At 69.3% G+C, this 26,321-nt stretch carries 29 protein-coding genes; 12 read left to right on the top strand and 17 right to left on the bottom strand.

Translation table 11 applies throughout. From position 1 onward, the window contains the following. The first annotated feature begins 135 nt into the window (after positions 1–135). From ssuE to SNE35_RS28410, 9 genes are all read left to right on the top strand, one after another. Positions 136–684 carry an NADPH-dependent FMN reductase gene (gene ssuE, locus SNE35_RS28450; protein WP_320426432.1) on the top strand — a complete coding sequence of 183 codons (549 nt, stop codon included), beginning with the start codon at positions 136–138 and terminating at the stop codon, positions 682–684. A gap of 17 nt (positions 685–701) precedes the next feature. Continuing rightward, on the top strand, positions 702–1,658 hold the full coding sequence (locus tag SNE35_RS28445; protein ID WP_320426431.1) for a sulfonate ABC transporter substrate-binding protein: 957 nt from the start codon (positions 702–704) through the stop codon (positions 1,656–1,658). Next, a complete protein-coding gene (gene ssuD, locus SNE35_RS28440; RefSeq protein WP_320426430.1) occupies positions 1,655–2,830 on the top strand; it encodes an FMNH2-dependent alkanesulfonate monooxygenase in 1,176 nt (391 codons plus the stop codon). Before SNE35_RS28445 ends, ssuD begins: the two co-directional genes overlap by 4 nt. Positions 2,831–2,838: 8 nt before the next feature. After that, a complete protein-coding gene (gene ssuC / locus SNE35_RS28435; protein ID WP_320426429.1) occupies positions 2,839–3,597 on the top strand; it encodes an aliphatic sulfonate ABC transporter permease SsuC in 759 nt (252 codons plus the stop codon). 163 nt (positions 3,598–3,760) lie between these two features. After that, positions 3,761–4,549 (top strand): ATP-binding cassette domain-containing protein, encoded by a 789-nt coding sequence (locus SNE35_RS28430; protein WP_320426428.1) that lies wholly within the window; start codon positions 3,761–3,763, stop codon positions 4,547–4,549. Between the two features lie 93 nt (positions 4,550–4,642). Then, positions 4,643–5,695 (top strand): UDP-glucose--hexose-1-phosphate uridylyltransferase, encoded by a 1,053-nt coding sequence (locus SNE35_RS28425; RefSeq protein WP_320426427.1) that lies wholly within the window; start codon positions 4,643–4,645, stop codon positions 5,693–5,695. Next, the gene (galK, locus tag SNE35_RS28420) at positions 5,692–6,864 is read left to right on the top strand and encodes a galactokinase (protein ID WP_320426426.1); all 1,173 of its coding nucleotides are present in this window, start codon (positions 5,692–5,694) and stop codon (positions 6,862–6,864) included. Before SNE35_RS28425 ends, galK begins: the two co-directional genes overlap by 4 nt. Continuing rightward, a complete protein-coding gene (locus SNE35_RS28415; RefSeq protein WP_348539330.1) occupies positions 6,861–7,880 on the top strand; it encodes an aldo/keto reductase in 1,020 nt (339 codons plus the stop codon). The genes galK and SNE35_RS28415 overlap by 4 nt, the downstream gene beginning before the upstream one ends. Positions 7,881–7,999: 119 nt before the next feature. Continuing rightward, positions 8,000–8,515 (top strand): GAF domain-containing protein, encoded by a 516-nt coding sequence (locus tag SNE35_RS28410; RefSeq protein ID WP_320426425.1) that lies wholly within the window; start codon positions 8,000–8,002, stop codon positions 8,513–8,515. Here the strand turns inward: SNE35_RS28410 and SNE35_RS28405 are convergent. The 3 genes from SNE35_RS28405 to SNE35_RS28395 form a co-directional block, all read right to left on the bottom strand. After that, positions 8,512–8,670 (bottom strand): hypothetical protein, encoded by a 159-nt coding sequence (locus SNE35_RS28405; protein ID WP_320426424.1) that lies wholly within the window; start codon positions 8,668–8,670, stop codon positions 8,512–8,514. The two genes, SNE35_RS28410 and SNE35_RS28405, sit on opposite strands and share 4 nt — an antisense overlap. 111 nt (positions 8,671–8,781) lie before the next feature. Further along, entirely contained in the window at positions 8,782–9,909 is a 1,128-nt protein-coding gene (locus SNE35_RS28400; RefSeq protein WP_320426423.1) for a GGDEF domain-containing protein, read from the bottom strand. Between the two features lie 37 nt (positions 9,910–9,946). Next, complete coding sequence (locus tag SNE35_RS28395; protein ID WP_320426422.1) at positions 9,947–10,912, bottom strand: GlxA family transcriptional regulator; 966 nt, start codon at positions 10,910–10,912, stop codon at positions 9,947–9,949. Positions 10,913–11,033: 121 nt separating this feature from the next. Here SNE35_RS28395 and SNE35_RS28390 point away from each other — a divergent pair, with 121 nt between their 5' ends. Both SNE35_RS28390 and SNE35_RS28385 read left to right on the top strand, forming a co-directional pair. Beyond that, positions 11,034–11,327, top strand: a complete 294-nt coding sequence (locus tag SNE35_RS28390; protein WP_320426421.1) for a hypothetical protein — start codon at positions 11,034–11,036, stop codon at positions 11,325–11,327. A gap of 7 nt (positions 11,328–11,334) precedes the next feature. Then, entirely contained in the window at positions 11,335–11,736 is a 402-nt protein-coding gene (locus tag SNE35_RS28385; RefSeq protein ID WP_320426420.1) for an MAPEG family protein, read from the top strand. Positions 11,737–11,755: 19 nt separating this feature from the next. Here SNE35_RS28385 and SNE35_RS28380 read toward each other — a convergent pair whose 3' ends face one another. The 9 genes from SNE35_RS28380 to SNE35_RS28340 form a co-directional block, all read right to left on the bottom strand. After that, on the bottom strand, positions 11,756–12,061 hold the full coding sequence (locus SNE35_RS28380; protein ID WP_320426419.1) for a DUF5056 domain-containing protein: 306 nt from the start codon (positions 12,059–12,061) through the stop codon (positions 11,756–11,758). Continuing rightward, the gene (locus SNE35_RS28375; protein WP_320426418.1) at positions 12,058–12,630 is read right to left on the bottom strand and encodes an RNA polymerase sigma factor; all 573 of its coding nucleotides are present in this window, start codon (positions 12,628–12,630) and stop codon (positions 12,058–12,060) included. Before SNE35_RS28375 ends, SNE35_RS28380 begins: the two co-directional genes overlap by 4 nt. Beyond that, on the bottom strand, positions 12,623–12,997 hold the full coding sequence (locus tag SNE35_RS28370) for a DUF6249 domain-containing protein (RefSeq protein ID WP_320426417.1): 375 nt from the start codon (positions 12,995–12,997) through the stop codon (positions 12,623–12,625). Before SNE35_RS28370 ends, SNE35_RS28375 begins: the two co-directional genes overlap by 8 nt. Then, positions 12,994–14,508 carry a serine hydrolase domain-containing protein gene (locus SNE35_RS28365; RefSeq protein ID WP_320426416.1) on the bottom strand — a complete coding sequence of 505 codons (1,515 nt, stop codon included), beginning with the start codon at positions 14,506–14,508 and terminating at the stop codon, positions 12,994–12,996. Before SNE35_RS28365 ends, SNE35_RS28370 begins: the two co-directional genes overlap by 4 nt. 370 nt (positions 14,509–14,878) lie before the next feature. After that, the gene (locus tag SNE35_RS28360; RefSeq protein WP_320426415.1) at positions 14,879–15,439 is read right to left on the bottom strand and encodes an NUDIX hydrolase; all 561 of its coding nucleotides are present in this window, start codon (positions 15,437–15,439) and stop codon (positions 14,879–14,881) included. A 40-nt stretch (positions 15,440–15,479) separates the two neighbouring features. Beyond that, positions 15,480–16,847: a sigma 54-interacting transcriptional regulator gene (locus tag SNE35_RS28355; protein WP_320426414.1), complete on the bottom strand. Its 1,368-nt coding sequence runs from the start codon at positions 16,845–16,847 to the stop codon at positions 15,480–15,482. After that, a complete protein-coding gene (locus SNE35_RS28350; RefSeq protein ID WP_320426413.1) occupies positions 16,844–17,422 on the bottom strand; it encodes a hypothetical protein in 579 nt (192 codons plus the stop codon). Before SNE35_RS28350 ends, SNE35_RS28355 begins: the two co-directional genes overlap by 4 nt. After that, a complete protein-coding gene (locus SNE35_RS28345; RefSeq protein WP_320426412.1) occupies positions 17,383–18,837 on the bottom strand; it encodes a sensor histidine kinase in 1,455 nt (484 codons plus the stop codon). The genes SNE35_RS28350 and SNE35_RS28345 overlap by 40 nt, the downstream gene beginning before the upstream one ends. Before the next feature lie 55 nt (positions 18,838–18,892). Further along, entirely contained in the window at positions 18,893–19,228 is a 336-nt protein-coding gene (locus tag SNE35_RS28340; protein WP_320426411.1) for a BON domain-containing protein, read from the bottom strand. An 18-nt stretch (positions 19,229–19,246) separates the two neighbouring features. Here SNE35_RS28340 and SNE35_RS28335 point away from each other — a divergent pair, with 18 nt between their 5' ends. Next, the gene (locus SNE35_RS28335) at positions 19,247–19,492 is read left to right on the top strand and encodes a hypothetical protein (protein WP_320426410.1); all 246 of its coding nucleotides are present in this window, start codon (positions 19,247–19,249) and stop codon (positions 19,490–19,492) included. A 390-nt stretch (positions 19,493–19,882) separates the two neighbouring features. Here SNE35_RS28335 and SNE35_RS28330 read toward each other — a convergent pair whose 3' ends face one another. From SNE35_RS28330 to SNE35_RS28310, 5 genes are read right to left on the bottom strand one after another with little or no spacing between them, the layout of a single operon-like run. Further along, positions 19,883–20,146, bottom strand: coding sequence for a hypothetical protein (locus SNE35_RS28330; RefSeq protein WP_320426409.1), 264 nt, complete (start codon positions 20,144–20,146; stop codon positions 19,883–19,885). A gap of 50 nt (positions 20,147–20,196) precedes the next feature. Then, entirely contained in the window at positions 20,197–21,429 is a 1,233-nt protein-coding gene (locus SNE35_RS28325; RefSeq protein ID WP_320426408.1) for a cytosine permease, read from the bottom strand. A 6-nt stretch (positions 21,430–21,435) separates the two neighbouring features. Further along, positions 21,436–22,530 carry an S-methyl thiohydantoin desulfurase family protein gene (locus SNE35_RS28320; protein ID WP_320426407.1) on the bottom strand — a complete coding sequence of 365 codons (1,095 nt, stop codon included), beginning with the start codon at positions 22,528–22,530 and terminating at the stop codon, positions 21,436–21,438. Then, positions 22,527–24,083 (bottom strand): hydantoinase/oxoprolinase family protein, encoded by a 1,557-nt coding sequence (locus SNE35_RS28315; RefSeq protein ID WP_320426406.1) that lies wholly within the window; start codon positions 24,081–24,083, stop codon positions 22,527–22,529. Before SNE35_RS28315 ends, SNE35_RS28320 begins: the two co-directional genes overlap by 4 nt. A gap of 29 nt (positions 24,084–24,112) precedes the next feature. Continuing rightward, positions 24,113–26,266 carry a TonB-dependent receptor gene (locus SNE35_RS28310; RefSeq protein WP_320426405.1) on the bottom strand — a complete coding sequence of 718 codons (2,154 nt, stop codon included), beginning with the start codon at positions 26,264–26,266 and terminating at the stop codon, positions 24,113–24,115. Positions 26,267–26,321: the final 55 nt, after the last annotated feature.

The raw sequence follows: 26,321 nt of genomic DNA, 5'->3' as shown, positions 1-26,321 counted from the left end.
GGCGGTCGTGCTCCTAGCTTGCTGGCGAAGGAGCCTAGCAGCGACCGACTAAGCACATGCGAAGTTCTTCGTTCACGGTGCGAACTGCGCTTTCTAGAGTGCGTCCATCGCATCCCGGAAGAACGAAGAACAACCATGAGCATCCTGCTGATCGCTGCCAGCCCGAGCGCCCGTTCGCGCTCCGGCGCCTTGCTCGCCGCCGCCAGCGAGCGCCTGCAGCACCTGGGCCTGACCTCGCAGACCTTGCGCCTGCGCGAGCTGCCGCCTGCGGCGCTGCTGCATGCCGATTTCGAGCATGGCGGCATCCAGCAGGCCGTGCAGACCGTGGCCCAGGCGCAGGTCATCGTGCTGGCCACGCCGATCTACAAGGCGGCCTACAGCGGCCTGCTGAAGGTCTTCCTCGACCTGCTGCCGCAGGACGGCCTGAAGGGCAAGACCATCTGGCCGCTGGCCACCGGCGGCAGCCTGGCCCACCTGCTGGCGCTGGACTACGCGCTGCAGCCGGTGCTGTCCTCGCTGGGCGCGCGCTCGCCGCTGGACCCGGTCTTCGCGACCGACGCGCAACTGCCACGCGCCGATGACGGCAGCTACCAGGTCGGCGACGAGATCGCGCGGCGGCTGTCCGTCGGCGCCGCCGCCGTCTTCGAACGTCTGCCGCGCACCGAACCCGCGCTTGCCCAGTGACCCCGGAGCCCCATTCGATGCTGAACCGCCGCCACACCCTCTCGCTGATCCTCACCGCCGCGCTGGCGAGCACCGGCGCCCAGGCGCAGGGCAACCCGTCCGAACTGCGCATCGGCTTTCAGAAGTACGGCACGCTGACCTTGCTGAAGGCCAAGGGCGACCTGGAGAAGCGCCTCGCCCCCTTGGGCATCAGCGTGCGATGGATCGAGTTCCCGGCCGGTCCGCAACTGCTGGAAGGGCTCAACGTCGGCTCGGTCGACTTCGGCACCGTCGGCGAAGCGCCGCCGATCTTCGCGCAGGCCGCCGGTGCGGACCTGGTCTACGTCGCCAACCAGCCGCCCGCACCGAGCTCGGAGGCCATCGTCGTGCCCAAGGACTCGGTGCTGAAGAGCGTGGCCGAGCTGAAGGGCAAGCGCATCGCGCTGAATAAGGGCTCCAACGTCCACTACCTGCTCGTCAAACTGCTGGAAAAGCACGGCGTGAAGTACAGCGACGTGCAGACCGTCTACCTGGCACCGGCCGATGCGCGCGCCGCCTTCGAGCGGGGCGCGGTGGACGCCTGGGTGATCTGGGATCCGTTCCTGGCGGCAGCCGAGCGGCAACTGAACGCCCGCGTGCTGGCCGATGGCCGCGGCGTGGTCGCCAACACGCAGTTCTACCTGGCCGCCCGCGGCTACGCGGAGAAGAACCCGCAGACCATCCAGGCCATCGTCGATGAACTCGCCAAGCTCGATCGCTGGGCCCAGGGCAACGACAAGGCCGTGGCCGCCGTGCTGGCGCCGCAGATCGGGCTCGACCCGTCCACCACCGAGCTGGCCGCCGGCCGCTTCGCCTACGGCATCCAGCCGATCACCACGGGCGTTGCCGCCGAGCAGCAGAAGATCGCCGATGCCTTCTACGAGCTGAAGCTGATCCCCAAGCCCATCCGCATCGTCGACGCGCTGCCGACCTCGCTCAAGACTGCACAGAAATGAAGATCTTCTGGTTCATCCCCACCCACGGCGATTCGCGCTACTTGGGTACCTCGCACGGCGCCCGCGTGGCCGACGTCAACTACTACCGGCAGGTGGCGATCGCTGCCGATTCTCTCGGCTACGAGGGCGTGCTGCTGCCCACCGGCCGCAGTTGCGAGGACAGCTGGATCGTCGCCGCCAGCCTGATCGAGGCGACGCGGCGGTTGAAGTTCCTGGTCGCGCTGCGGCCGGGCCTCGTGCAGCCGGTGCAGTCCGCCCGCATGGCGGCCACGCTGGATCGCCTCTCGGGCGGCCGGCTGCTGGTCAACCTCGTCACCGGCGGCGATCCGGAGGAACTGGCCGGCGACGGGCTGTTCCTCTCGCACGCCGAGCGCTACGAGCTGTCGCGCGAGTTCCTGCAGATCTGGCGCGAGGTGCTGGCCGCCAGCCATGAGGGCGAGGCGGTGGACTTCGACGGCGAGCAACTGCGCGTGAAGGGCGGCAAGCTGCTGTACCCGCCGATCGCCAAGCCCTATCCGCCGGTCTTCTTCGGCGGATCGTCCGAAGAGGCGCACGACCTGGCCGCCGAGCAGGTGGACACCTACCTGACCTGGGGCGAGCCGCCGGCCGCCGTCGCCGCCAAGCTGGCCGACGTGGGCGCCCGCGCGGCTGCCAAGGGCAGGGCGCTCAGCTACGGCATCCGCCTGCACGTGATCGTGCGCGAGACCGAGGACGAGGCCTGGGCCGCCGCGGCCAAGCTGGTGAGCCATCTCGACGAGAGCGTGATCGCCACCGCGCAGGCCAAGTTCTCGCAGATGGACTCGGTCGGCCAGCGCCGCATGGCCGAGCTGAACAAGGGCAAGCTGAACAAGGCCAATGTGCGCGAGGGCCTGGAGATTGCGCCGAACCTGTGGGCCGGCGTGGGCCTGGTGCGCGGCGGTGCCGGCACAGCCCTGGTCGGCAACCCGCAGCAGGTGGCCGATCGCATCAAGGAATACGCGGCGCTGGGCCTGGACAACTTCGTGCTCTCGGGCTACCCGCACCTGGAGGAGGCCTACCGCTTCGCCGAGCTGGTGTTCCCGCTGCTGCCGCTGCAGTTGCAGGAGAAGCTGCAGTCGCCCAAGCTCACCGGCCCGTTCGGCGAGATCGTCGCCAACCACCACGTGCCCGGCAAGCTGGCCGCGGCGAGCTGAGCACGGCGATGAAGCTCGAAAGACTGGTTCCCTGGCTGCTGCCCATCGCGACGATCGTGCTGTGGCAGGCCGCCGCGCAGCTCGGCTGGCTTTCCACCCGCGTGTTGCCGGCGCCCTGGGCCGTGCTGCAGGCGGCGGTCTCGCTGGCCGAATCGGGCGAGTTGTGGCGGCATCTGTGGGTCAGCACCGTGCGGGCGTCCACGGGCTTCGCGATCGGTGCAGGCCTGGGCTTGGCGCTGGGCTTGCTGACCGGCTCGTTGCGCTGGGCCGAGACGGCGCTGGACACCTCGCTGCAGATGCTGCGCAACATCCCGCCGCTGGCGCTGATCCCGCTAGTGATCCTGTGGTTCGGCATCGACGAGACGGCCAAGCTCTTCCTGGTGGCGCTGGGCGTGTTCTTCCCGGTCTACCTGAACACCTTCCACGGCATCCGCAACGTGGACCGCGACCTGATCGAGATGGCGCGTTCCTACGGCCTCTCGGGCTGGAAGCTCTACGCCCAGGTGATCCTGCCGGGCGCCACGGCCTCCATCCTCGTCGGGCTGCGCTTCTCGTTGGGCCTGATGTGGGTGCTGCTGATCGTGGCCGAGACGATCTCGGCGCAGTCCGGCATCGGCTACATGACGATGAACGCCCGCGAGTTCCTGCAGACGGACGTGGTGCTCGTCGGCATCCTCGTCTACGCACTGCTGGGCAAGGCCGCCGACGTGCTGGCGCGCGCTCTCGAGCGTTCCTGGCTTCGCTGGCACCCGGGGTATCAGACATGAAGCCCCTCGTCCAACGAGTACGTTGGCCGGTCCCCCGAGGGGACGGCGGCACTCGCGGCATCGAGCCGCGAGCATGCCGCCAGACGGGCCGGCTTGGGAGCGGCCCGGCGCTCGGCCCGGAATACCGAGCAGCCTGTTCATCGGGACATCCTGGAAAACCGACATGACTGTCTTCACCGAAATCGACCTGCTCGGCGCAGCCGCCCGCGCCCCCAACGCCACCGAGCGCTCGCCGCTGACCCCGGCGCGTGGCGGCGTGCCGCTGAAGCTGCGCGGGCTCGCCAAGTCCTTCGGCGAGCGGCAGGTGCTGCAGGGGCTGGATCTGGACGTGCGGCCCGGCGAATTCCTCGCGGTGATCGGCCGCAGCGGCTGCGGCAAGAGCACGCTGCTGCGCCTGCTGGCGGGGCTGGATGAGCCCAGCGCCGGCACGCTGGACGGCGCCGCCCGTGCGCACACCCGCTTCATGTTCCAGGACGCGCGGCTGCTGCCCTGGGCCCGCGTGCTCGACAACGTGGCGCTCGGGCTCGTGGGCGACGACGCGCGCGAGCGCGCTCGCCAGGCGCTCGCCCAGGTGGGCCTGGCCGAGCGTGCGGACGACTGGCCGGCGCGCCTTTCCGGCGGGCAGCGTCAGCGCGTGGCACTGGCCCGGGCGCTGGTCCACTCGCCGCGCCTGCTGCTGCTGGACGAGCCGCTCGGCGCGCTGGACGCGCTGACCCGCATCGAGATGCAGCGGCTGATCGAACGCCTGTGGTTACGGCATGGTTTCACCGCCGTGCTGGTGACGCACGAGGTGGGCGAGGCGCTGACGCTGGCGGACCGCGTCTTGCTGGTGGAGGAGGGCCGCATCGCGCTGGACGAGGCGGTGGACCTGCCGCGGCCGCGCCGGCGCGATGCCGCTTTCGGCGCGCTGGAGCAGCGCCTGCTGGACCGCGTGCTGGGCGACGCGCTGTAACCCGACCGTAGCGAATTACCCTCGCTGCCCGCGGGCGCGAGGTCGATTTGCGCCGACACTTGCGGGTGGCATCACCGACCCACCCGCAGGACCATGACAGCCTTCGACCCGACCGAACATTCGCACCGCCGCCGCAACCCGCTCAGCGGCCAATGGGTGCTGGTCTCCCCGCACCGAGCCAAGCGCCCCTGGCAAGGCCAGCAGGACAAGCCCGAGACCGGCGAGAACCCGCGCTACGACCCCACCTGCTATCTCTGCGCCGGCAACAAGCGCGTCACCGGCGAGCAGAACCCGGCCTACACCGGCACCTTCGTCTTCACCAACGACTTCGCCGCGCTCCAGCAGGACGCACCGGCCGCGCCGCCGGCCGCCGACCCGCTCTTCACCACGGTGGATGCACGCGGCACCAGCCGCGTCATCTGCTTCTCGCCTGACCACGGCAGGACCTTGCCCGAACTCGCGCCGGCGCAGATCGTCGGCGTGATCGACACCTGGTGCGAGCAGACCGCCGACTTGGCCCAGCGCTACCCCTGGGTGCAGGTGTTCGAGAACAAGGGCACGATGATGGGCTGCTCCAACCCGCACCCGCACGGCCAGGTCTGGGCCACCAGCTATGTGCCCAACGAGCCCGCCGCCGAAGACGTGCAGCAGCGCGCCTACTTCGCGGAGCACGGCCGCCCGCTGCTGATGGACATCGTGGAGCGCGAGCTGGCGGCGCAGGAGCGCATCGTCGTGCAGACCGAGCACTGGCTCGCCGTCGTGCCTTTCTGGGCGACGTGGCCCTTCGAGACCCTGCTGCTGCCGCGCTTCCCGGTCTCGCGCCTGCCCGAGCTGAACGCCGAACAGCGCGCCGATTTGGCCCTCGCGCTTAAGCGATTAACCTCGCGCTACGACAACCTCTTCAAGTGCTCGTTCCCGTATTCGATGGGCTGGCACGGCGCGCCGTTCGATGGCTCGGAAACCACGCCGTGGCAGCTCCATGCTCACTTCTATCCGCCGCTGCTGCGCTCGGCCTCGGTGCGCAAGTTCATGGTCGGCTTCGAGATGCTGGCCGAGGCCCAGCGAGACCTGACCCCCGAGCAGGCGGCCGCGCAGCTGCGCGCCGTCAGCGATGTGCACTACCGTGAAGAACAAGCATCCGCATGAATAACTCGTTAGCTGAGCGCGCTTCCGCCGCGTTCCAGACCGCCTTCGGCGCCGCGCCGGCCACCTTCGTCCAGGCCCCCGGCCGGGTCAACCTGATCGGCGAGCACACCGACTACAACGACGGTTTCGTGCTGCCCTGCGCGATCGACTACGGCACCGTGATCGCCGGCAGCCGTCGCGACGACCTGACCGTGCGCGTCTGCGCCGCCGACTACAGCAACGCCGTGGACGAGTTCAGGCTCGATCAGCCGATCGTCCCGCGCGACGATGCACTGTGGGCCAACTACGTGCGCGGCGTCGTCAAGATGCTGCTGCAGCGCGGCTACCCGCTGCGCGGCGTGGAGCTGGCCGTGGCCGGCAATGTGCCGCAGGGTGCGGGCCTGTCCTCGTCGGCCTCGCTGGAGGTCTGCGTCTCGCAGGCCTTCAAGACCTTGGCAGGCCTGACCGACGAAGCGCTGAGCCCCAACGAGATGGCGCTGCTGAGCCAGGAGGCCGAGAACAAGTTCGTCGGCTGCAACTGCGGCATCATGGACCAGCTCATCTCCGCGCGCGGCCAGGACGGGCACTCGCTGCTGATCGACTGCCGCAGCCTCGACGCGAAGCCGGTGCCGATGCCCTCGCAGCTCGACGTGATGATCATCAACTCCAACGTCAAGCGCGGCCTGGTCGAGAGCGAATACAACACGCGCCGCCAGCAGTGCGAGGCCGCGGCCGCGCACTACGGCGTCAAGGCGCTACGCGACCTGAACGAAGCGGCGCTGCTGGCCGGCCGGGCCGGGCTCGATGAAGTCACCTTCCGCCGCGCCCGCCATGTCGTCACCGAGAACCAGCGCACCTTGGACGCCGCCGCCGCGCTGGCCGCGAACGACGTGTCGATGCTGGCGCGGCTGATGGCCGAGTCACACGCCTCGATGCGCGACGACTTCGAGATCACGGTTCCGCCGATCGACCGGCTGGTCGAGATCGTCAAGGCCGTCATCGGCGAGAGCGGCGGCGCGCGCATGACCGGCGGCGGCTTCGGCGGCTGCGTCGTCGCGCTGCTGCCGCGCGAGCAGGTCGAGGCCGCGCGCGCCGCCATCGCCGCTCAGTACCGCGCGCCGAATGGCGAGCCGGCCACCGTCTACGTCTGCCACGCGAGCGTTGGCGCCTCCGAACTCAAAAAAGCATGAGCACGATCGATCCGACCTTCACGCCCTACGTCGCCGCCGAGAGCCGCTACGACGGCACGATGCCCTACCGCCGCAGCGGCCGCAGCGGCCTGCAACTGCCCGCCGTCTCGCTGGGCCTGTGGCACAACTTCGGCTTCGTCGACCGCTTCGACACGGCCGAGCAACTGGTGCGCCACGCCTTCGACCGCGGCATCACCCACTTCGACCTCGCCAACAACTACGGCCCGCCACCCGGCTCGGCCGAGACGGTGTTCGGCCGCATCCTGCAGCGCGGCCTGGCGGCCTACCGCGACGAGATCATCGTCTCCACAAAGGCCGGCTACGTGATGGGCCCCGGCCCCTACGGCGACGGCGGCTCGCGCAAGTACCTGGTCTCGAGCCTGGACCAGAGCCTCAAGCGCATGGGCCTGGACTACGTGGACATCTTCTATCACCACCGGCCCGACCCGAACACGCCGCTGGAGGAGACGATGGCCGCGCTGGACTACACGGTGCGCAGCGGCCGCGCGCTGTACGTCGGCGTGTCCAACTATCCGGCGCCGCTGCTGCGCGAAGCCACGGCCATCCTGCGTCGCCTGGGCACGCCCTGCGTGATCCACCAGCCGCGCTACAACATGTTCGACCGCAAGATCGAGCCCGAGCTGCTGCCGGCGCTGGCGGACGAAGGCGTCGGCTGCATCGCCTTCTCGCCGCTGGCCCAGGGCATGCTCACCGACAAGTATCTGTCTGGTGACATCCCGGCCGATTCGCGCGCCGCACGCGGGCACTTCCTGAAGGCCGGCGATGTGACGGCGGAGAAGCTCGCCGTCATCCGCAAGCTCGACGCCATCGCCCGCGAGCGCGGCCAGAAGCTGGCGCAGATGGCGCTGAGCTGGGTGCTGCGCCATCCGGGCATGACTTCGGTGCTGATAGGCGCCAGCCGCGTCGGACAGATCGAGGACGCCGTCGGCGCGCTGGCGAAGCTGGATTTCTCCGCGGAGCAGCTCTGGGCCATCGAATCGGCGCTGGCGGCGTGAAATAGGGCCGGAAATAGGCCCATTGCCACTGTCGGAACAGGCTTCCCATTTGCCCCGAGAGGTCGGAACATCCGACCTTGACGCCGTCAGAGCGTCTTTCTTCAGGGAGAAGAGAAGCCATGAAAGAAGACGACACCGCCACCGCCTTTGCGGCCGAGCCCAGCCCGCTGAAGTCATGGACGCCGCCGGAACTGCTCATCCAGTGCCTGCGGCGCATTCGCCAGCACCTCGGCATGGAACTCGCGTTCATCGCCGAGTTCACCGAGGGCCGCCGCGTATTCCGCTACGTCGACTCCGGCGCCAGCGACTTGAAGATCCTCGCCGGCGATTCCGACCCGCTGGAAGAGAGCTACTGCGCCCGCGTGGCAGACGGCCGCCTGCCGGAGCTGATGCACAACGCCTGCCTCAACGCCGAGGCCCTGACCCTGCCGGCCACGCTCGCGCTACCGGTAGGCGCCCACCTCAGCGTGCCGATCCGGCTGGCCGACGGCCGCGTCTTCGGCACCCTGTGCTGCTTCAGCCGGCGCCCGGACGAGTCGCTGCAGGATCACGACGTGGCCACGATGCGCGTGCTGGCGGACGTGATGGCAGACTACTTCGAGCACGAACTGGCCATCCGGCAAACCGACACTTAGGCAAATGCCTGGGCGATGTGAACCGATAGCCAGATGACCAACGCGCCGCCCGTGGCAATGACTGCCACGTAGGCCAGGCCGGCAGCGAGGACCAGGGCTGCGAAGGTGCCGATCAGGCGGATGGCAGGTCGGGTGGCGGGTGGAAGTCCGAACATGGCGGTGACAGCGCTGAATTTCAGTGCTGCATGGATACCACCTGATCGCGCCGCCGCCGGCTCGGTCCGGCGCCTGAAGTAGGGATGGACTTCGCCCTCTGCGACTGACCCTCAGGCCGTCTCGACCCGATCCCGCCCCTGCGCCTTGGCGCGGTACAGCGCCTGGTCGGCGCGGCCCAGCAGGTGGTCGGCCGTATCGCCCGGCTGCCAGACGGCCACGCCCAGGCTGGCGGTCTGTGCGGGCATGCCCTCCTGCGCGGCCAGCGCGACCTGCTGGTGCAGGCGCTCGGCCATCGTCCTGGCGCCGGTGGCGTCGGTGGCGGGGAGCAGCACGCAGAACTCCTCGCCGCCGTAGCGGAAGCCCAGGTCCTGCGCCCGCAGGCCGCGGCGCAGGCGCTGCGCGAAGGCGGCGAGCGAGGCATCGCCCGCGCGGTGGCCGAAGCGGTCGTTGATCGACTTGAAGTGGTCCACGTCGACCATCACCACCGAGAAAGGCTGGCCGCTGCGTGCGCCCTGGGCCAGTGCGGCGTCCAGCGAACTGTCCAGCGCACGGCGGTTCGCCAGGCCGGTCAGGCCGTCCGTCATCGCCTGCTGCATCACCTCGGCCTCCGCGCGCATCTTGCACATCTGCATGAAGCCCATGTTCGTGATGACGATGTAGAGGAAGCCGAACACGTAGATCGGCTGCTGCCAGGTCAGCGGCATGTTCAGGTAGTCGGCATCGCCGTGCGCCAGGGCCAGCACCAGCGCGCGCGCCGGCAGCACAATGCCCATAAGCAGGAAGGTGGCCGCGACGACGCGCTGCAGGCGCGCCGTGCCGATCCGCGGTGCGCGCCAGAGGGCCAGGCCGTTCAGCAGTTCCATGCTGGCGTAGGCAAAGCCGTTGAAGATCGTCGCGCCCACGTACTTGTCGCCCGCCGCCGCGCCCACGGCTGTGACGACGGCGACCATCGCCGCCAGCCGCGGCACGCTGTAGGGCCGGCCGAGGAACTGCCGGATCGCCACGAAGAACAGCGCCACGCTGAGCGCGCCCAGCAGGTTGCCGAGCAGGGCGCTCATCAGCACCGGCAGCCGGCCCGCGCCGGCCAGCAGCAGGTAGGCGATGCCCTGGCTGGTGACTCCCAGCATCCAGGTGCGCAGGCCGTTGTGCCGGTCGGCATCGCTGCGCGCGATCCACAGCATGGCGGCGGTGGCGACCAGCAGGCAGGTCTGGGCGATGAGAAGGGTACGTAGATCCATGGAGGGGCAGACTGTACGTTGCCGCGGCCGACCACTCTCAGCGCAGGTCGTCGCGCAGCTCCCGCACGCCGCGGCCGAGCCGCTTGCGCAGCAGCGTGCGCAGTGTGGCGCCGTCGGCGTAGCCGACCTCGGCGGCGACGGCTTCGACGTCGCGCCGGCCGCCCTGCAGCAGGGCGCGCGCCCGTTCGACGCGCAGGTCCTGGAAGTAAGCCAGTGGTGACTTGCCCAGCACCGCCTCGCAGCGCCGTTGCAAGGTGCGCGGGCTGGTGGCCAGCGCGTCGGCCACGGCCTGCAGCGAGAAGCCCGCGCTGAGGTGCTCGCGCGACCAGCGCTCGAACTTCTCGACCAGCGGGTCCGCCTGGGCCAGGTGGTTCGGGATGATGTACGCGGCCTGCGACGAACGCAGGTCTGCCAGCAGGTAGCGCGAGACCAGCGCGGCCAGCTCCGGGCTCGACTGCCGGATCAACCACAGCGCGAGATCGAGGTGCCCCATCGCGGCCCCAGCGGTGATGCCGATGGCCGAGGGCACCAGCATCCGCGACTCGTCCAGGCGGACACCTGGATAGCGCTGGCGGAACAGCGGCGAGAGCGACCAGGTCGTCGTCGCCTCCTGCCCGTCGAGCAGCCCGGTCTCGGCCACGACGAAGGTGCCGATGCAGGCCGCCGCGATCTTCACGCCTTCGTCGTGCCAGGCCGCCAGCTGCGCGATGCCGTCCTTCACGTCGGCGCGGTCCAGTGCAGGGATCAGCGTCTGGGCCACGGTGGCGCCCAGTGCGGGGACGATCACCCAATCCGGCTTCAGCTTCGGCGTGATCGGTTGCACGGGAATCGACATGCCCTGGGCGCTGCGCACGCGCCGGCGCACGCCGACGAGGGAGACCTCGAAACGCGATCGCTCGCCCTTCAGCGTGGCCGCGAGGTTGTTGGCCGTGCGCAGTGGATCTAGCGTGACGGAGAGGCCTGTGTCGAACAGACCGTCGAAGGCGAGTACGGCAATGCGCATGGCGTGAATGATGCTAAAGATGTCGTTTGCGACGATACCAAAGGCGACGTCCGATCCCTAGAGTTCGATCTCGTTGTGCATCCATCGCAACGCTTCACTGATCGAACGACAAGGAGTCCCTATGAAAGTTCTCGCCATCGGCAACATCGTCAAGCCCATCACCGACGAACAGCGCGCGCAGGTCATGCCGCAAGAGGTGCCCGCCACGCTGAAGCTCTATCTCGATGCCCGGATCGAACAGTTCTGGTTCCGCACCGACAAGCCCGGCGTCGTCTTCCTGATGAACGTCGATTCGATCGAGCAGGCGAAGGCCTCGGTCGAGGCCCTGCCGCTGACGGCCGGCGGCTTCATTCAGTACGAGCTGATGCCGCTGGGCCCGCTGGCGCCGCTGGGCATGCTTCTGCAGGCCCGGTGAGCCCAGGATGCCGTTTCCCTACATCACGGCGCTGACGACCGCCCTCGTCCTGCTGCTGCAGATCGTGCTCGCATTCGCCGTCAGCGGCGGCCGCGGCAAGCTCGGCACCTGGATCGGCGACGGCGGGCATGCCAGCCTGCAGCGTGCCACCCGCCGCCACGCCAACCTGGCGGAAAACGCCGGCCTCTTCATGGTGGGCTTCGCGCTGCTGGAGCTGTCGCGCTTCAGCCCGCGATTGCTGGTCGTGCTGTGCGCTGCCTTCGTCGTCGCGCGGCTGCTCCATGCAGCAGGGCTGTCGCGCGAGAACACCGGCAATCTGCTGCGCATCGCAGGCGGCGTCGGCACTTACCTGATCGGCTTCGTGCTGGCTGGTGCGCTGGGGTGGGCGGCGATCGCCGCAGGCGCCTAGGCGCAGGGGCGGGTGGACGTCAGCGATCATCCGCCTCGGCAATGCCCCACCACCCGATCAGCAAGGTCAGGGCGGCCATCGCTCCCGTCAGCGCGAGGGTGCCCGCCGAATGCCACTGCTCAAGGTTCAAGGCCGGCCACCGCAGCAGGCTTGCGAAGCAACCGGCGGCGCCCGCGAGCAGGCCGATCAAGATCGGTTGAACCTTGCGGCGCCTGCGCGGGATGCGCTGCATGACGCGGGCGCTGAATCCCTCATCTGGGACCGGGCCGTCGAACTGCTCACGCAGCAGCGCTTCGAGGGGATCGTCGGGAACTTCTTGCGTCATGTCTGCTCCTCGGTGCCAGCTTCATTCCAGGCCGCGAGCCAGGCCCGCAACTTCGCCTTGCCCCGCAGGGCATGGGTCTTGACCGTGCCCAGCGGCATCGCCAGCACGTAGGCGGCCTCATCGTGGCTGAGGCCCAACTGGACGCAGTGCAGCAGCACGGCCTGCTCCGCGTCCGATAGCTTGCGCATCGCGCGCTCGACATCCAGCCGCAGGTCGACATGCTGAGGCGGTGCGGGCAGGCGTTCCAGGTCCTGCTCCATCGGCTCGCAGGGCAGGGCCGGCGATCTGCGGACCGTGTCGATGAAGCAGGTGTAGGCGATGCGGTAGAGCCAGGTGGAGAAGCGCGCGTCGCCACGGAACTGGTCGAGCTTGCGCCAGGCTGTCAGGAAGGTCTCCTGCGCCAGGTCATCGGCAAGCGCGTCATTGCCTTGCAGGAGCCGCCGCAGCTGTGCGCGCACCATGCCCTGGTGCCGGCGCAGTAGCTGTTCGAAGGCGCCCCGATCGCCGTCCGCGACGGCGCGTGCGACGAGTGTCCGGTCAAGGCGCGCTTCGGCCGCGCTGTCAGTCACGTGCGCGCTCGCGCTGGTTCAGCCACCAGCTGGCCAGGTATCCCAGGCCTGTGAACAGAGGCAGCAGGCCGATGCCCCACAGCGAGCCGACACCCTGGCCGTCGTTGAGCCGGATCGGCAGCGCCAGCAGCATGGCCATCAGGCCCAGCGCGCCACCGATCAGCACGAGCGCGCGGCGTCGCTCGTAGTGCTCGCCGGGCGATTCCGTGACCAGTTGCACCGGCAGCTCGACGCCTTTGTCGGCGAGCTGCGTCAGCAACTGGTAGCGCGCCCGGGCGCGCCGCAGGCGGTACTGCATGACGATCAGCACGATGAGCACCGGCGCCATCATCACGACGAGGGGGATGAAGAACAGTTCTGGCGTCATTTCGTCCTCGCGGCTTCGGGTTCGTTGGCTGGGGGCATGGAGGCGGCCAGCAGGTCGGCGATGTGTTCCGCCAGCATCAGCGCCGCCCGCGAATCGCCTTCATTGCTGGTCACGGCGACGGCGGTCTTGGCCTCCCAGACGATCGCGAGATCCGCGCTCATGCCGGGCGCGCCGCCGGCATGGCCGCGGATGTGCTGGCCATGCGAAGTCCGGTCGCCGAATCCCGCCGCATAGCCGCCGGGGCCGGCGGGCACTTCGTCGTCGAACATCCTGGCCAGCGTCTGCGCGTTGACCAGCTTGCCGGCCTGCAAGGCGGCGGCGAAGCGCAGCAGGTCGGCATTGGTGGAGAAGCCGCCGCCGGCGGGGCTGCCCTTGAAGGGCAGGGTCATCCAGTTGGCTTTCCAGTCAGAGGCAAAAGGCCCTTCCCGGAAGTAGCCGACGGCCAGCTTCGGCGTCACGTCTTCCAGGCTGTCGAAGCCGCTCGAATCCATGCCCGGCGGGGCGAACACGTGCCGCTGGATGTAGTCGAAATAGCCCTCGCCGGAGACCTTCTCGACGATGCGCCCGAGGACGACATAGCCGGCATTGCTGTAGCTCCAGCCCGCTCCCGGCTCGCCGGTCCTGGGCTGCCGGGCGATCAGCTCGATGTAGTCCGCCGGGTCGACGAAGCGCTCGCGATGCGCGAAGAACTCGGCGACGAAGAAATCGCCCAGGCCCGCGGTGTGGTGAAGCAACTGCCAGACGGTCATCTTCGCGGCCGCGGCGCGGTCGGGGTACTCGGGCAGCAGGTCGGCGACGGTGGCATCCCACTTCAGCTTGCCGGCCTCCACGAGCTGGGCGATGGCCACCGCGGTGAACATCTTGTTCATCGATCCGATGCGGAACTTGGTCTGGTGATCGTTTGCCGTGCCCTGGTTGCGATCGGCCAGCCCGCGACAGGCGTCGTAAACCGTCTTGCTGGCGTCCGAAACGCTCACGCAGCCGGAGAAGTCGCTGCGTTGCACCAGCTGCTGCAGGACGGGCTCGATGACCTGGGGCAAGTCCTTCAGGGAGGCGATGGTCTTGGGCCAGTCGGCATACAGCGCGGGGTCTTCCAGCCCCACCAGGTCGGCGCTCTTGAGCTTGCCGGGTTGGGCATCGTCCGGGGTGAGGACCAGCATCGCCTGTTGGCCGGTGCGGTGTCCTTTCACTCTGAGGAACACGAGGCCGGGTTGCCGCTCGTCCGCTCGCGTATTGACGACGTCCAGACCGCCGCTGTCGCGCGCCGTCGATACCAGGCTCCGGATGAAATCCGCCTGGTCGGCGTCGTCGAAGGCGGTCGAGAGGATCGACGGTGCCCAGCGGCGGATCTGATCGGCCGTGTCGGCATTGATGTGCTGGACGATGGCGGTGCCGAGCTTGCCGGCTGGCGTGGTCATCGCTTCGTCGGCGGCTACCGCTGCGAACGAAGACAGCGCGAGAAGCGAGGCGAGGCCGTATCGGCTGAGGATCGGCGGGAGTCTGCGGGTCATCGGGTGGGCTCCTGGAAGGCATGGGCTGAGCGCTCATGTCCTTGCTTAGACGTGCCAGCCCACGCCAATGGATTCAGCGGCTGCAGAAAATCGTAGGGCCTGTTCACACTACGGCAAGGGGTCGCGAAGGCCCGCCAAAGGGCGCCAATCTAGGCGCAGCGCGCCGCCCGCACTCGCGTGCGGGTCGCGTGCGGGCAAGGGCGGCAACGACGAGTGGCGCCCTTTGGCGGGCCTTCCCGAAGGGTTGTGGCCATAAAGGCCGCATTCAGCGTTGCAAATCCTCGCCGGGCGCGAGCCCGGCTTGCGGTTTGCGCCTTGTCTGCGGCCTTTCTGGTCACAACGCGACCCCTTGCCGTAGTGTGAACAGGCCCTAGACCAGCCCTTTCAAGCGCAGCATGCCGAAGGCTGCGACCGTCGTGACGTCGACGATCTGGCCCTCGACGATCATCCGCTGCACCTCGGCGATGTCGAAGGCTCGTGCGATCAGGCCTTGCTCCTCGGCGTCCAGGTCCGTCTCGCCCTGCGTGAGATCGCTCGCCAGGAAGAGGTTGAAGGCCTGGGTCGAGTAGCCGTAAGCCTGGAACAGCCGCGCGACGTGGATCATCGTGCTGGCGGCCAGGCCGGTCTCTTCCTGCAGCTCGGCGCGGGCCAGCACCAGCGGGTCGACGTCGGGCTTGTCCTCCCACGAGCCCTGCGGCAGTTCCCAGAAGCGCCGGCCGACCGGGTAGCGGTACTGCTCGACGAGCCAGATCTTGCCGCCGTGCATGGCGGCGATGCAGGCGAAGTCCGCCTTCTCGACCACGCCGTAGATGCCGGGCTGGCCGTCGGGGCGGACGATGCTGTCCTCGCGCACGCTCATCCAGCGGTTGCGGTAGACGAGCTTGCTGGCGGTCGTGCGGATCTCGGGCGGGGTGGTGTTGTCGTCTGACATGGGGCGGCGCGCTCTCGGGGGAACAAACGCCGGTTTTAACTCACTCCGCGCGGAACAGACCCGGATCCAGCCCATTGCGCTGCAACAGCCGGTAGAACTCCGTGCGGTTGCGCTCGGCCAGGCGCGCGGCGTCGGCCACGTTGCCGTCGGTCAGCTTCAGCAGGCTCACGAGATAGTCGCGCTCGAAGCGCAGGCGGGCCTGGGCGTAGCTGAGCACCTCCATGCTGGGCACGCGCAGCGCGCGCTGCACCAGCGAGAGCGGCACCAGCGGCGAGGTCGAGAGCGCGCAGGCCTGTTCGACCACGTTGTGAAGCTGCCGTACGTTGCCGGGCCAGGCGGCCGTGCCCAGCGCCTTCAGTGCATCGGGCGCGAAGCCGTTGACCCGCTTGCCGTACTTCAGCGCCAGCCGGGCGAGGAAGTGCTGGGCCAGCAGCGGGATGTCCTCGCGCCGCTCGGCCAGCCGCGGCAGATGCAGGCTGACGACGTTGAGGCGGTAGTAGAGGTCTTCGCGGAATTGGCCCTCGGCCATGGCCGCGTCCAGGTCGCGATGGGTGGCGGAGAGGATGCGCACGTCCACCGGCACGGCGGCAGTAGCGCCCACCGGCCGCACCTGACCCTCCTGCAGCACGCGCAGCAGCTTGACCTGCAGTGGCAGCGGCATGTCGCCGATTTCGTCGAGCATCAGGGTGCCGCCGTGGGCGGCCTGGAACAGGCCCTGGTGGTTGCCCAAAGCACCGGTGAAGGCGCCCTTGACATGGCCGAACAGCTCCGACTCCAGCAGCGCCTCCGGAATGGCGCCGCAGTTCACCGCCACGAAGGGCTTGCGGGCCCGGGGGCTGGCCGCATGGATGGCCCGGGCCAGCACCTCCTTGCCGGTGCCGCTCTCGCCGTGGATCAGCACGCTGGCCTGGGTGGCGGCCACCAGCTTGGCCTCGGCCAGCATCTCGGCCATCACGCTGGAGCGGCTGACGAGCTGCTGCCGCCAGGCCTCGTCGTGGTCCGCCGCCTCGGCGCCCTGCGGCGCGGCCAGCGCGAGCGCCTGGGCGATCGTGTCGAGCAGCGCACGGCCGTCGAAGGGCTTGGTCAGGTAGGTGTAGACGCCGCGCGCCGTGGCGGCCACCGCGTCGGGGATGGTGCCGTGCGCGGTCAGCAGGATCACCGGCAGGGCCGGATGACGCTCGCGCACGATGTCGAACAGGGCCAGGCCGTCCATGCCCGGCAGGCGCACGTCGCTGAGCAACAGGGCGGGGCGGTGGATGGCCAGTTCCGTCAGCGCGGCCTCGGCGCTGGAGACGGCCGTGACCTCGTAGCCGGCGGCATCCAGCCGCATCGACAGCAGCTTCAGCAGATCGGCGTCGTCGTCGACGATCAGCAGGCCGGGACCGCGCCGTGCGGTGCTGCTGCTCATCGCCGCTCCCCTTGCGGATTGCGCGGCGCGCCGAGGCTGCGTTCGATGGCCTTGAGCGCTTCGAGCTTCTCGTTCGCCGCATCGAGCCGGCGCTGCAGGTCGCGCAGCTGCTGGCCCTGGCGCTCCGCCTGATCGTCGAGCCGGCGCTGCTCGGCGAGCGAATCGGCCAGCAGGCGGGCCAGTGGCTTCCACGCGGCGGCCTCGGGTGTCGGGTCGCGCAGCACCTGGTCGAGCAGGGCTTGCGCGCGCACCAGCTCGCCGGTGGCATGGCTGGTCATCAGGGCCAGCGCGAGCCGCGTGGCCGCACCGGGAGTGGACTCGTCGCGCGGGCGCAGCTCGGCTGCCAGCTCGGCGGGAGGCAGGGCGCGCAGACGGGCGTGATAGGCCAGCAGCTCGCGCGCGGCGGCGTCGGCCGGCAGCACCTCGGGCGTGGGCTGGGGCACGGGAACCTCGACGCGCACCTCGCGCACGATGGTCTTCTCCGGCATCGCGCAGCCGCCCACGAGCAGGGCCGGCAGAAGAGCCAGGGCTGCGATCAGGCCGCGATGGCGGTGGGGGCGGGGGTGTCGGCGCATGGCAGGCTGATCCGGAAATGGGCGCCGCTTTCGCTCGGCAGCAGTTCGACCTGCCCGCCGTGCGCGGCGATGTACTCCTTCACGATGGACAGGCCGATGCCCGTGCCGCGCAGCCCGTCCTGGGGCTGGCGTTCACCGCGGTAGAAGGGTTCGAAGACGTGACCGCGGTCGGCCGGCGCGATGCCCGGGCCGTCGTCCTGCAGGTCGATGCACAGCTGCCGGCGCTGGCGCGAGAGCGCGAAGCGGATACGACCGTGCACGGGGGCGAAGCGTATCGCATTGGAAAGCAGGTTCCCCAGCGCCACGCCCAGCCGCGCCGGATCGACCTCCGCCTCCAGCGGCCCGCCGTCCACGCTCACCGCCAGCTCGCGGCCCTGCCACTGCAGGCGCTGGCCATCGATCACGGCGGCGATCAGCGCGCCCAGCTCGGTGGGCTGGCGCTCCAGGTGGCCGGCGGCGAAGGCCGCGGCATTGAAGCCCAGCAGGTCCTCGATCTGGCGCTGCAGCAGGGCGGTGTTGTCGCGCAGGATGCGCGCCACCTCGCGCTGCTTGGCATTGAGCGTGCCGGCCACCTCGTCCTCCAGCAGCGCCACGCCTTCGCGCAGCGCCGCCAGCGGCGTCTTCAGCTCGTGCGACACATGGCGCAGGAAGCGCGCCTTGTCGGCATCCAGCTCGGCCAGGCGCAGGCGCAGCCAGTCCAGGCGCCGGCCCAGCGCCTGCAGGTCGGCCGGGCCGCGCACGTCGATCGGGGCGGCAAGCTGGTTCTGGCCCAGGCCCACGATGGCCTGCTCCAGCCGGCGCAGCGGCCGCGTGAGCCACAGGCCGATGGCCAACGTGATCGCCGCCGCCAGGCCCAGCGCGCCCAGCACCTGCTTGCCCACCTGCACGCGGGCCGCTTCGAGCTGGCCCTGCAAGGTGCCGTTGCTGGCCTGCACCTGGCGGCGCACGCCGTCCGCCAGGCTGGCCGACAGCGTGGACAGCTCGCTGAAGTGCGCGGCCAGCACCTGCTCGCGCCGGTGCCGCGTGCTGCCCTTGGCGGGTTCATCGAGCAGGCGGCGGATGTCGTCCAGCCGTGCCTGCCAGGACTGCAGCTGCTGCGCATCGACCTCGTGGCCGCGCAGCAGCTCCAGCAGGCGCTCGCACTCGTCGGCATCGGCCTCGAAGCGCTGGCGCAGGCTGCGGTCTTCCAGCACCAGGTACTGGCGCGCCGCTCGCTCCAGGCCCACGCTGCGCTCGCCGAGCTGGCGCACGGCGGCGCTCATGCGCGTGGATTCGAGCACCGTCTCGCGGCCGTGGTCGGCCAGGCGCTCCAAAGTCAAAAGGCCGCCGATCGAAGCGGCGGCCAGCAGACCTGCCACCGACACGAAGCCGAACAGCAGGATCTGGCGGAAGGAAATGCGGGGGAAACGGATCATCGGGCGGCGCGCCCCGGGCGGCGCCGCCGCAGTTTAGGTGCGCGCGATGCGCCGATCAGCCCGCCTTCAATTCGTTACGGATTTCCTTGATGCCGCCGACGGTGGCGACCGTCTTCAGCACCGGCTCGATGGCCGCGGCGGGCACGGTGCCGGCCACGGTCACGACGCCGTCCTTGACGCCCACTTCCACCGGCAGGGCGGCCAGATCCGGCGAGGCCTTCAGCGCGGCCTTGGCCTTGTCGGCGATGGCGGCATCGCTCTGCGCGGGCTGCTGTGCCTGGGCCGCCGGCTGCGCGGCCTGCTCGGCGGTGACGTCCGCAGCGTGAGCGGCGAAGGCGAAGCTCGAGACCAGGGTGGCGGCGAAGAGGCGGGCGATCGTGCTGTTTTGCATGGGGTTCTCCAAATCAGGATGAAAAAGGTTTCCAACGAATTTGAGATGCCGGATGGCACCGCACCCTCTTCATTGCAACGCCCGTGCCAGTTGAAAAACTCCTTTGGTATGAAGCACTTGCGTGCGTCTTGGGCGGTCGAGCCGGTCATCGGCGCCGATCGAGCGCCGAATGTGTCGCCGCTCGGCGACAGCTCTTGGCACTGCCGAGCTAAACCGTTGATGCGCCGCGTGTTTTTCTGTCGCCGGATGACGACGGCCCCGTAGGTTGGAGTGAGCACAGCGAACTCCAACAATGCGCCCGACCACCGGGCTTTAGAGGATCGGTTTTCAATGGCGCGTTGCGCCGTCCGCGGCCCATACAACACCACTACCTCATCGGCTCCGCGAGGGCCTCGGGCTGCGGGCGGAGGCGTCCACTCCATGTCCCCCGCCCGCTGCGCGGGCTCCTCCTTTACTTCCGTGGCCGCCCCCACCCACAGCCCGAGGCAAACGACCAATGGTGTTCCTCGGCGAAGCGGGGTGGCGGGGTGCCCCAAAGCGCAGGTAAAGGAGGAGCCCGCGAAGCGGGCGGGGGACACGGAGCTTTGGGGCACGCCGTCGCCCTGCGTTCGTAGCGTCAGCCGAACTGCCTACACGGATCGAAGACGTTTCGCTTCAGACGGCGTTGTCGCTGGGCTTCGCACGTTTGAAGAGGACGGTACCGATCTTGACGCGCTTGCCCGGCGGCAGGGTCTTGATCACCCTGGAACTGCCGTCGGCTCTGCGCTCGACCAGCAGGCCCCTGCTTGTCTTCACCATCACGCCGCCGGTAGCCGCAAGTGCCTGCCTGTAGGCTTCACGGCCCGACCTGGCGGCAAGTTCGGGAATGCACCGCTCGGCGGCGCGCATGGCGGCTTCGGAAAGTTGGCGGCGTGTCATGGTGATGCGAGGGACAGTCGCGTCAATCTACCAGCCATCGTTCCGATGGCTCACGCCGCTTTCAGCCGAGCCCGTCGCCTCGTCATCGCCAGCAGCGCATACGCCCCTGCAGCGACACCGATCGCATCGATCGCCGCCACCGGCGTCAATGCCCAACCCCAGCGCGGGGCCAGCGCGGCCCAGGCGCTGCCCAGGGCCCACGCTGCGAGCGCCTCGGGCCGCCAAGCCGTGGTGCTGCGGTCCGGTCCGGCCAGCGCGACGTGGACCAGGTAGATGCCGCCGATCGGTGGGATCGTGATGCTGAGCCACAGCAGGTAGGGCAGCAGCAGTTCGCTGATGCCGCCGAGGCCCGCCGCGGTGCCGATCGCGCCGGCGGCCAGCGCCAGGCGCCAGCTGCGCGTGCGGGGAGCGAGGGTCTGGCCGATCAGGGTGGCGGAGTACAGGTTGAAGGTGTTGGTGGACCAGGCGGTCAGCACGACGGTGAGCATCGCCGGCAGGCCGAGGCCCAGCGTGAGCATGATCTTGATCATGTCCTTCTCGCCGCTGGCGAGGCTGGGCAGGCCCGCGAGGATCAGCACCAGCGGGAAGCCCAGGCCGTATGCGAGCCCCGCGCCGAGCGCCGCGCGGCGGGGCGAGAGGGCGAAGCGGCAGACGTCCGGCGACAGCACCGCGCCGACGATCAGCCCGCCGACGACCATCGACACGCCGGTGCCCAGCGGTGCCGCCACAGCGGGGACATAACGCCACATCGCAGCGATGTCGCCACCGCTCAATGCAGCGGCGCAGGTCCAGGCCAGCAGCGCGATCTTCAGCGGCGTGGTCAGGGTGGACAGCCAGTTCAGTGCGCGGGAGCCCACCATCGCCGTACCGGTGGTGAGCACGCAGCCGGCCAGCGAGAGCAGCCACAGCGGTTGCGCGGCAAGACCTGGCCCCATCGAGGCCAGCGCATGGCCCAGCATCGTCGCCATCACGCCATACCAGCCCAGCACGCTGATGCCCAGCACGCCGTTGGCGATCTTTGCGCCCTGCAGGCCGAAGGCCTCGCCGATCAGCTCGTAGGTGGTGCAGCGGCGCTGCGCACCGGCGGCGCCGGTCAGCGCGGCCAGCAGGCCCAGCAGCCCGCCGCCGGCCAGGCAGACGAAGAGCGCCGGCCCGGCGCCGAAGGCATGGCCGATCTCCGCGCCCATCACGAAGGCGGGTAGGGCGATCATCGCGGCCAGCAGGATCAGGATGATCCGCCAGGCGCCGACCGGTTTCTGTTGATGAGCGGTGTCGGTGGGCATGACCACTCAGCTCCGGTCCATCGCGAGCTGCTCGACGGCGCGGTAGTCCACGTCGTAGCCGAAGGCTCGCGGGCCCACCAGCGCGATGGCCGCCGGCGAGCGCCACTCGGGCACGCTGGGCAGGCCCAGCACCGCCACTCTCAGGCCGTAGCGCACCTGTTCGGCGGTGATCGGCTCGCCGGTTTCCATGTCCACGGTGCAGATCAGGTCCGGCGTGCTGGCCAGCACGCGATCGCCGGTGCGCGCCATCAGGAACTCGTTCTGGTACAGCAGCGTGGCGGTCTGGCCGGCGTGTTCGTCCAGGCCCGCGATGGTGGCCTCGCCCTTGCTCCAGCGGCCGTCGATCTTGCGCTGCAGGTCGGTCACCTTGCCCTTGAACAGGCAGTGCCCGCCGGTCACGCGCACCAGCGCGGCGACCGGGTCCAGGTGCCGCGCACGCGCCTCGAACAGCGCCTTGCCGGCCCGCTGCGTCATCGAGATCGAACCCTGCACCAGGCTCTTCTTCGCCTGCGCCACCGTCATCGAATACAGCGCCGAGTAGCAGGAGCCGCCCATGTCCATCGTGATCGAGCGGACATAACGCTCCAGGTGAGCGTTGTCTATCGTGTCCATCAGCAGCCGATTGCCCTTCTCGTCGGCCAGCGCCAGCGGCACCGGCACGATGCCCTGTAGCGTGCACAAGGTCATCTCCAGATTCGGGAAGGCGCGGCCCATCGTGTCGGCATCCACCAGCGGCAGGCCCAGCTCGGTCGCCACGCTGAACGGGATCACCGAGTTCAGCCCGCCCACCTCGGCGGAGAACAGCGCCGTGGCCCGGCGGCCGAGCTTGGCTTCCAGCTCACGCAGCGCGGCGATCAGCGGTGCCGTCTCGGCCAGGCGCTCCAGCATCACGGCGGGCGCGCCGATCATCGCCACCGAGATGATCAGGTCGTCGTCGTTCAGCTCGTCCAGCGTGATCAGCTTCGTCGGCCCGTGCTCGCGGATCGAGCGCTGCGCCAGCAGCTTGCCGATGTGCGGATCGCCGCCGCCGCCGGTGCCGTACAGCGCCGCGCCGATCGCGATCGCGTCCAGGTCCTTCACGTCGATCATCGTGATGCTCATGCCTTCGATTCCTTCTTCTCGTTCAGGTCACCCACCACGCGTACGCGCAGCCGCGTGGCGTTGCCGCCGATATAGGCCAGCGCCACGTCCTCGATGTCGATGACGGCCAGCGTCTCTGGATCAGCACCGGCGTCCACGGCCTTCTGCTCGGCGGCGGCCCGCACCTGGGCGATGGCCTCGTCGCGCGGGATGTCGTCCAGGCGCACGACGCGGTCCACCTCGCCGCTGACCTGGGCCATCGCCGCGCCCACCGCGTTGGCGCAGCCGAAGTGCGGCGGGATCGTCAGCGGCTGGCCCTTCAGCTCGTCGCGCAGCAGGATGGAACCGCCGCCCACGACGATCACCGGCAGCGGCTCGGCCGAGGTGCGCATCCGCTCCACCGCGTTGAACACCATCTGCTGGAGCCGCTCGTAGCCGGCCTTGACGCCCTCGGCGGGCAGGTGAGCCACCTTCGATGCGTCGCCGAGCTTCGCCACGCCGGCCGCCACCGCGATGTCGGTGGCCGTCATCGTCTTGCCGCCGAACACCAGCGCCTCGGTGTGGATCGCGTAGCCCACGCTCTGCGGGCCCAGCGCCGCGTAGTCGGTCGCCACGCGCGAGCCGCCGCCCAGGCCCATGCTGTAGACGTCGGGCATGCGGAAGTTCGTCCGTACGCCGCCCACTTCCACCGCCACGCCGGCCTGGCGCGGGAAGCCGGCCTGCAGCACACCGACGTCGGAGGTGGTGCCGCCGATGTCGACGACGATCGCGTCCTTCAGCCCCGAGAGGAAGGCCGCGCCGCGCATCGAGTTGGTCGGGCCCGAGGCCACGGTCAGGATCGGGAAGCGCGCCGCGTGCTCGGCGGACATCAGCGTGCCGTCGTTCTGCGTCAGGTAGAAGGGCGCGGTGATGCCGCTCTCGGCCAGCGCGTTGCGGAAGGCCGCGATCACCTCCAGGCCCAGCGGGCCCAGGCAGGCGTTCAGGATCGCCGCGTTCTCCCGCTCCAGCAGGCCCAGCCGGCCGATCTGCGACGACAGCGTGATCCGCGCATCGGGGATCGCCTCGCGCACCAGCGCGGCGGCCTCCCGCTCCTGCTCGTCGTTGAGGATCGAGAAGGCGCAGGAGATGGCGATGTCCTTGAGCCCGGCCTCGGCGAACTCGCGGGCGTGGCGGCGGATCTCGTCGGCATCCGGCGTGCCGAGCAGCTTGCCGTCGTATTCGTAGCCGCCCTGGGCCAGGCGAGCATGCAGCTTGACGGCGGCGATCATGTCGTCCGGCCAGTCGCAGCCCGGCGGCAGGCCGCGCGTGGCGGGCAGCCCCAGGCGGATGATGCCCACCGGGCTCAGCTTGCGGCGCTCCACGATGGCATTGGTGAACTGCGTCGTGCCGATCATCACCGCGCCGATCTCGGCCTTGTCCACACGGGCGCCGGCGATCACCTCGCGCAGCGCCGTGACGACGCCGCCCATCACGTCCGCCGTGGTGGCGGTCTTCAATCCATGCAGGACCTCGCGGCCTCGCATCACGACGGCGTCGGTGTTGGTGCCGCCGACGTCAATGCCCACTCGAATCATTGCTGCTGCTCCCTCTGTATTCACTCTCTTCACTCGAACCGCCACTTCGCCTCGATGCCGTACGTCCGCGGCGCGGCGAGCGAGCCGATGTCGTAGGGCAGCCCGCCGTACTTGCCGGCGTTGTAGTCCGCGTGGTAGCGCTTGTTCCCCAGGTTCTTGCCCACCAGCGAGACGCTCCATTTGTCCTTCGCGCCGTGCAGGCCCATCCGCAGGCCCCACAGGTCCAGCGCGGGCGAGACGTTGACGTTGTCCGGGTGCCAGTACTTCTTGTCGCGGTGCTCGTAGTCCAGGCGGATCGAGCCCTCAATGCCGGCCGCCACCGATTGCGAGTACTGCACGCCGAGGTTGACCTTGAAGGGCACCGTCTTCGGCGTGTGGTTGCCCACGGCACCGGGCTCGGCCGTGTCCTTCTTGATCGTGCTGTCGGTGATGCCCAGGCCGCCGTCGAACTCCAGGCCCTTCATCGGCAGGAAGCGGAAGTCCAGGTCCAGGCCCTTCAGGTCCACCTTGTCGATGTTGGAGATCACCTGCGCGCCCTGCGACACGTCCACGTAGAAGAACTGGAAGTTCTTCGAGCGCGAGGCGAACACGGCGGCGTTCAGCTGCAGCCGGTTGTCCAGCAGCATGGTCTTCATGCCCAGCTCGGCATTGGTCAGCGTCTCGGGCTTGAAGTCGGCCTGGCCCGGCGCATTGAAGCCGCCGGAGCGGAAGCCGGTGCTCACGGTGCCGTACACCAGCTCGTCGCTGTTCAGCTTGTGCGTCAGCGTCACCTTGGGCTGCCACTTGCTGTAGCTGGCTTCGCGGCTGCCGCCGTTGATCAGGTCGTCCTGGTGGCGCTCGTCGCGGTCGTAGCGCAGCGCGGTGGAGAGGGTCAGGTCTTTCCTGAAGTCGTAGTCGAGCTGGCCGAACACGGCCGAGGCCTTGTTGTGGTTGCTCTCCTTGTTGTCGATGATGACCTTGCTCATGTCGTCGTACTGCGCGAGCGAGTTGTCGGTGTCGACGAAGGCGCGGGTTTCCAGGTCACGCTTGGTGTCCAGGTAGTAGACGCCAGCGATCCAGCGCAGCGGCTGGCTGGCCTTGGAGGTCAGGCGCAGCTCCTGGCTCGCCATGCGCACGTTCAGGTCCTGGCCCTGGCCGGCCTGGAAGCCCAGGCCCAGGAAGCCGCCGGGCAGGGCGCTCGGGTTGCTGAAGTCCAGGTCGCCGCGGTAGCTCTCCTTGAGCTTTGTGTAGCCGGTGATCGCGGTCAGCGTGCCGAAGGCGAAATCCGCCTCCACCTTGGCGCTGAAGTCGTTCGTCGTGCCGGTGGTCTTGCCGAACAGGTTCTCGGCCGGGTTGACGATGTCGGCCGGCTTGCCGCTGGCGACGACGCTGTCCCAGGTGGCGCCGGCCTTGTAGTCGACCGTGCTAGCGCGCAGGTCGATCTGCACGTCGCTGCTGGGGCGCAGCAGCAGCTTGGCGCGCAGCGAGTTGTCGTGGTCGACACCGTCGATCTTGCGGTTCAGGTAGGTGTTGTCGATCAGGCCGTCGCTCTGCAGCGTCTGGCCGACGATGCGGAACAGCGCCACGTCCTCCTTCAGCGCGCCGCTGACGCCGGCCGACAGCTCGCGCTTGCCGCCGTTGCCCAGCTCCATGCCGACGAAGCCCTGCAGGTCATTGCTGGGCGGCTTGGTCTCGATGTTGATCGCGCCGCCGATGGCGTTGCGGCCGTACAGCGCACCCTGCGGGCCCTTCAGCACCTCGATCCGTTCGATGTCGAACAGGTTCATCTTGAGCTGCTTCTGGTTGTTCTGCGGCACGCCGTCGATGACCACGGCCACCGGCGAGTCGGCGTTGTTGATCTGCGTCACGCCGCGCAACACGACGAAGGAATTGCCGTAGGTGAAGCTGTTGTCGAAGGACATGTTCGGCGTCAGGTTCACGAAGTCCTGCGTGCTCGTGATGCCCATCGCGTCGATCTGCTTGGCGGAGAAGGCCTTCACGGCCACCGGCACGTCCTGCAGCAGCTCGACGCGGCGCTGCGAGGTGACGACGACGGTCTCCAGCTTGGTGCCCGAGGCGTCGTCGGCCGGGGCGGTGGCTTGCACGGCGGCCGGCTGCTCTTGGGCCAGGGCCAAGGCCGGCACCGCGGCCAGCAGTGCCAGGGCCAGCGGGCGGAGACGAGGTGCTGCGTAGGAAGACGGCATTGCGAAGGCTCCGGTGCGGGTTGCGTTTGGGTTGCCTTGCAGTCTGGATTCACGA

Origin of the sequence: Roseateles agri (genome assembly GCF_034043675.1) — a bacterium.
Classification (GTDB): domain Bacteria; phylum Pseudomonadota; class Gammaproteobacteria; order Burkholderiales; family Burkholderiaceae_C; genus KK5.
The sequence above is the reverse complement of the archived record's forward strand: the minus strand, read 5'-3'. Positions and strand labels throughout refer to the sequence as shown.

Bases quoted from the DNA above. Each gene is read 5' to 3' on its own strand.
- ssuE (WP_320426432.1), top strand. From the start codon at position 136: ATGAGCATCCTGCTGATCGCTGCCAGCCCGAGCGCCCGTTCGCGCTCC.
- SNE35_RS28445 (WP_320426431.1), top strand. From the start codon at position 702: ATGCTGAACCGCCGCCACACCCTCTCGCTGATCCTCACCGCCGCGCTG.
- ssuD (WP_320426430.1), top strand. From the start codon at position 1,655: ATGAAGATCTTCTGGTTCATCCCCACCCACGGCGATTCGCGCTACTTG.
- ssuC (WP_320426429.1), top strand. From the start codon at position 2,839: ATGAAGCTCGAAAGACTGGTTCCCTGGCTGCTGCCCATCGCGACGATC.
- SNE35_RS28430 (WP_320426428.1), top strand. From the start codon at position 3,761: ATGACTGTCTTCACCGAAATCGACCTGCTCGGCGCAGCCGCCCGCGCC.
- SNE35_RS28425 (WP_320426427.1), top strand. From the start codon at position 4,643: ATGACAGCCTTCGACCCGACCGAACATTCGCACCGCCGCCGCAACCCG.
- galK (WP_320426426.1), top strand. From the start codon at position 5,692: ATGAATAACTCGTTAGCTGAGCGCGCTTCCGCCGCGTTCCAGACCGCC.
- SNE35_RS28415 (WP_348539330.1), top strand. From the start codon at position 6,861: ATGAGCACGATCGATCCGACCTTCACGCCCTACGTCGCCGCCGAGAGC.
- SNE35_RS28410 (WP_320426425.1), top strand. From the start codon at position 8,000: ATGAAAGAAGACGACACCGCCACCGCCTTTGCGGCCGAGCCCAGCCCG.
- SNE35_RS28405 (WP_320426424.1), bottom strand. From the start codon at position 8,670: ATGTTCGGACTTCCACCCGCCACCCGACCTGCCATCCGCCTGATCGGC.
- SNE35_RS28400 (WP_320426423.1), bottom strand. From the start codon at position 9,909: ATGGATCTACGTACCCTTCTCATCGCCCAGACCTGCCTGCTGGTCGCC.
- SNE35_RS28395 (WP_320426422.1), bottom strand. From the start codon at position 10,912: ATGCGCATTGCCGTACTCGCCTTCGACGGTCTGTTCGACACAGGCCTC.
- SNE35_RS28390 (WP_320426421.1), top strand. From the start codon at position 11,034: ATGAAAGTTCTCGCCATCGGCAACATCGTCAAGCCCATCACCGACGAA.
- SNE35_RS28385 (WP_320426420.1), top strand. From the start codon at position 11,335: ATGCCGTTTCCCTACATCACGGCGCTGACGACCGCCCTCGTCCTGCTG.
- SNE35_RS28380 (WP_320426419.1), bottom strand. From the start codon at position 12,061: ATGACGCAAGAAGTTCCCGACGATCCCCTCGAAGCGCTGCTGCGTGAG.
- SNE35_RS28370 (WP_320426417.1), bottom strand. From the start codon at position 12,997: ATGACGCCAGAACTGTTCTTCATCCCCCTCGTCGTGATGATGGCGCCG.
- SNE35_RS28365 (WP_320426416.1), bottom strand. From the start codon at position 14,508: ATGACCCGCAGACTCCCGCCGATCCTCAGCCGATACGGCCTCGCCTCG.
- SNE35_RS28360 (WP_320426415.1), bottom strand. From the start codon at position 15,439: ATGTCAGACGACAACACCACCCCGCCCGAGATCCGCACGACCGCCAGC.
- SNE35_RS28355 (WP_320426414.1), bottom strand. From the start codon at position 16,847: ATGAGCAGCAGCACCGCACGGCGCGGTCCCGGCCTGCTGATCGTCGAC.
- SNE35_RS28350 (WP_320426413.1), bottom strand. From the start codon at position 17,422: ATGCGCCGACACCCCCGCCCCCACCGCCATCGCGGCCTGATCGCAGCC.
- SNE35_RS28345 (WP_320426412.1), bottom strand. From the start codon at position 18,837: ATGATCCGTTTCCCCCGCATTTCCTTCCGCCAGATCCTGCTGTTCGGC.
- SNE35_RS28340 (WP_320426411.1), bottom strand. From the start codon at position 19,228: ATGCAAAACAGCACGATCGCCCGCCTCTTCGCCGCCACCCTGGTCTCG.
- SNE35_RS28335 (WP_320426410.1), top strand. From the start codon at position 19,247: ATGAAAAAGGTTTCCAACGAATTTGAGATGCCGGATGGCACCGCACCC.
- SNE35_RS28330 (WP_320426409.1), bottom strand. From the start codon at position 20,146: ATGACACGCCGCCAACTTTCCGAAGCCGCCATGCGCGCCGCCGAGCGG.
- SNE35_RS28325 (WP_320426408.1), bottom strand. From the start codon at position 21,429: ATGCCCACCGACACCGCTCATCAACAGAAACCGGTCGGCGCCTGGCGG.
- SNE35_RS28320 (WP_320426407.1), bottom strand. From the start codon at position 22,530: ATGAGCATCACGATGATCGACGTGAAGGACCTGGACGCGATCGCGATC.
- SNE35_RS28315 (WP_320426406.1), bottom strand. From the start codon at position 24,083: ATGATTCGAGTGGGCATTGACGTCGGCGGCACCAACACCGACGCCGTC.
- SNE35_RS28310 (WP_320426405.1), bottom strand. From the start codon at position 26,266: ATGCCGTCTTCCTACGCAGCACCTCGTCTCCGCCCGCTGGCCCTGGCA.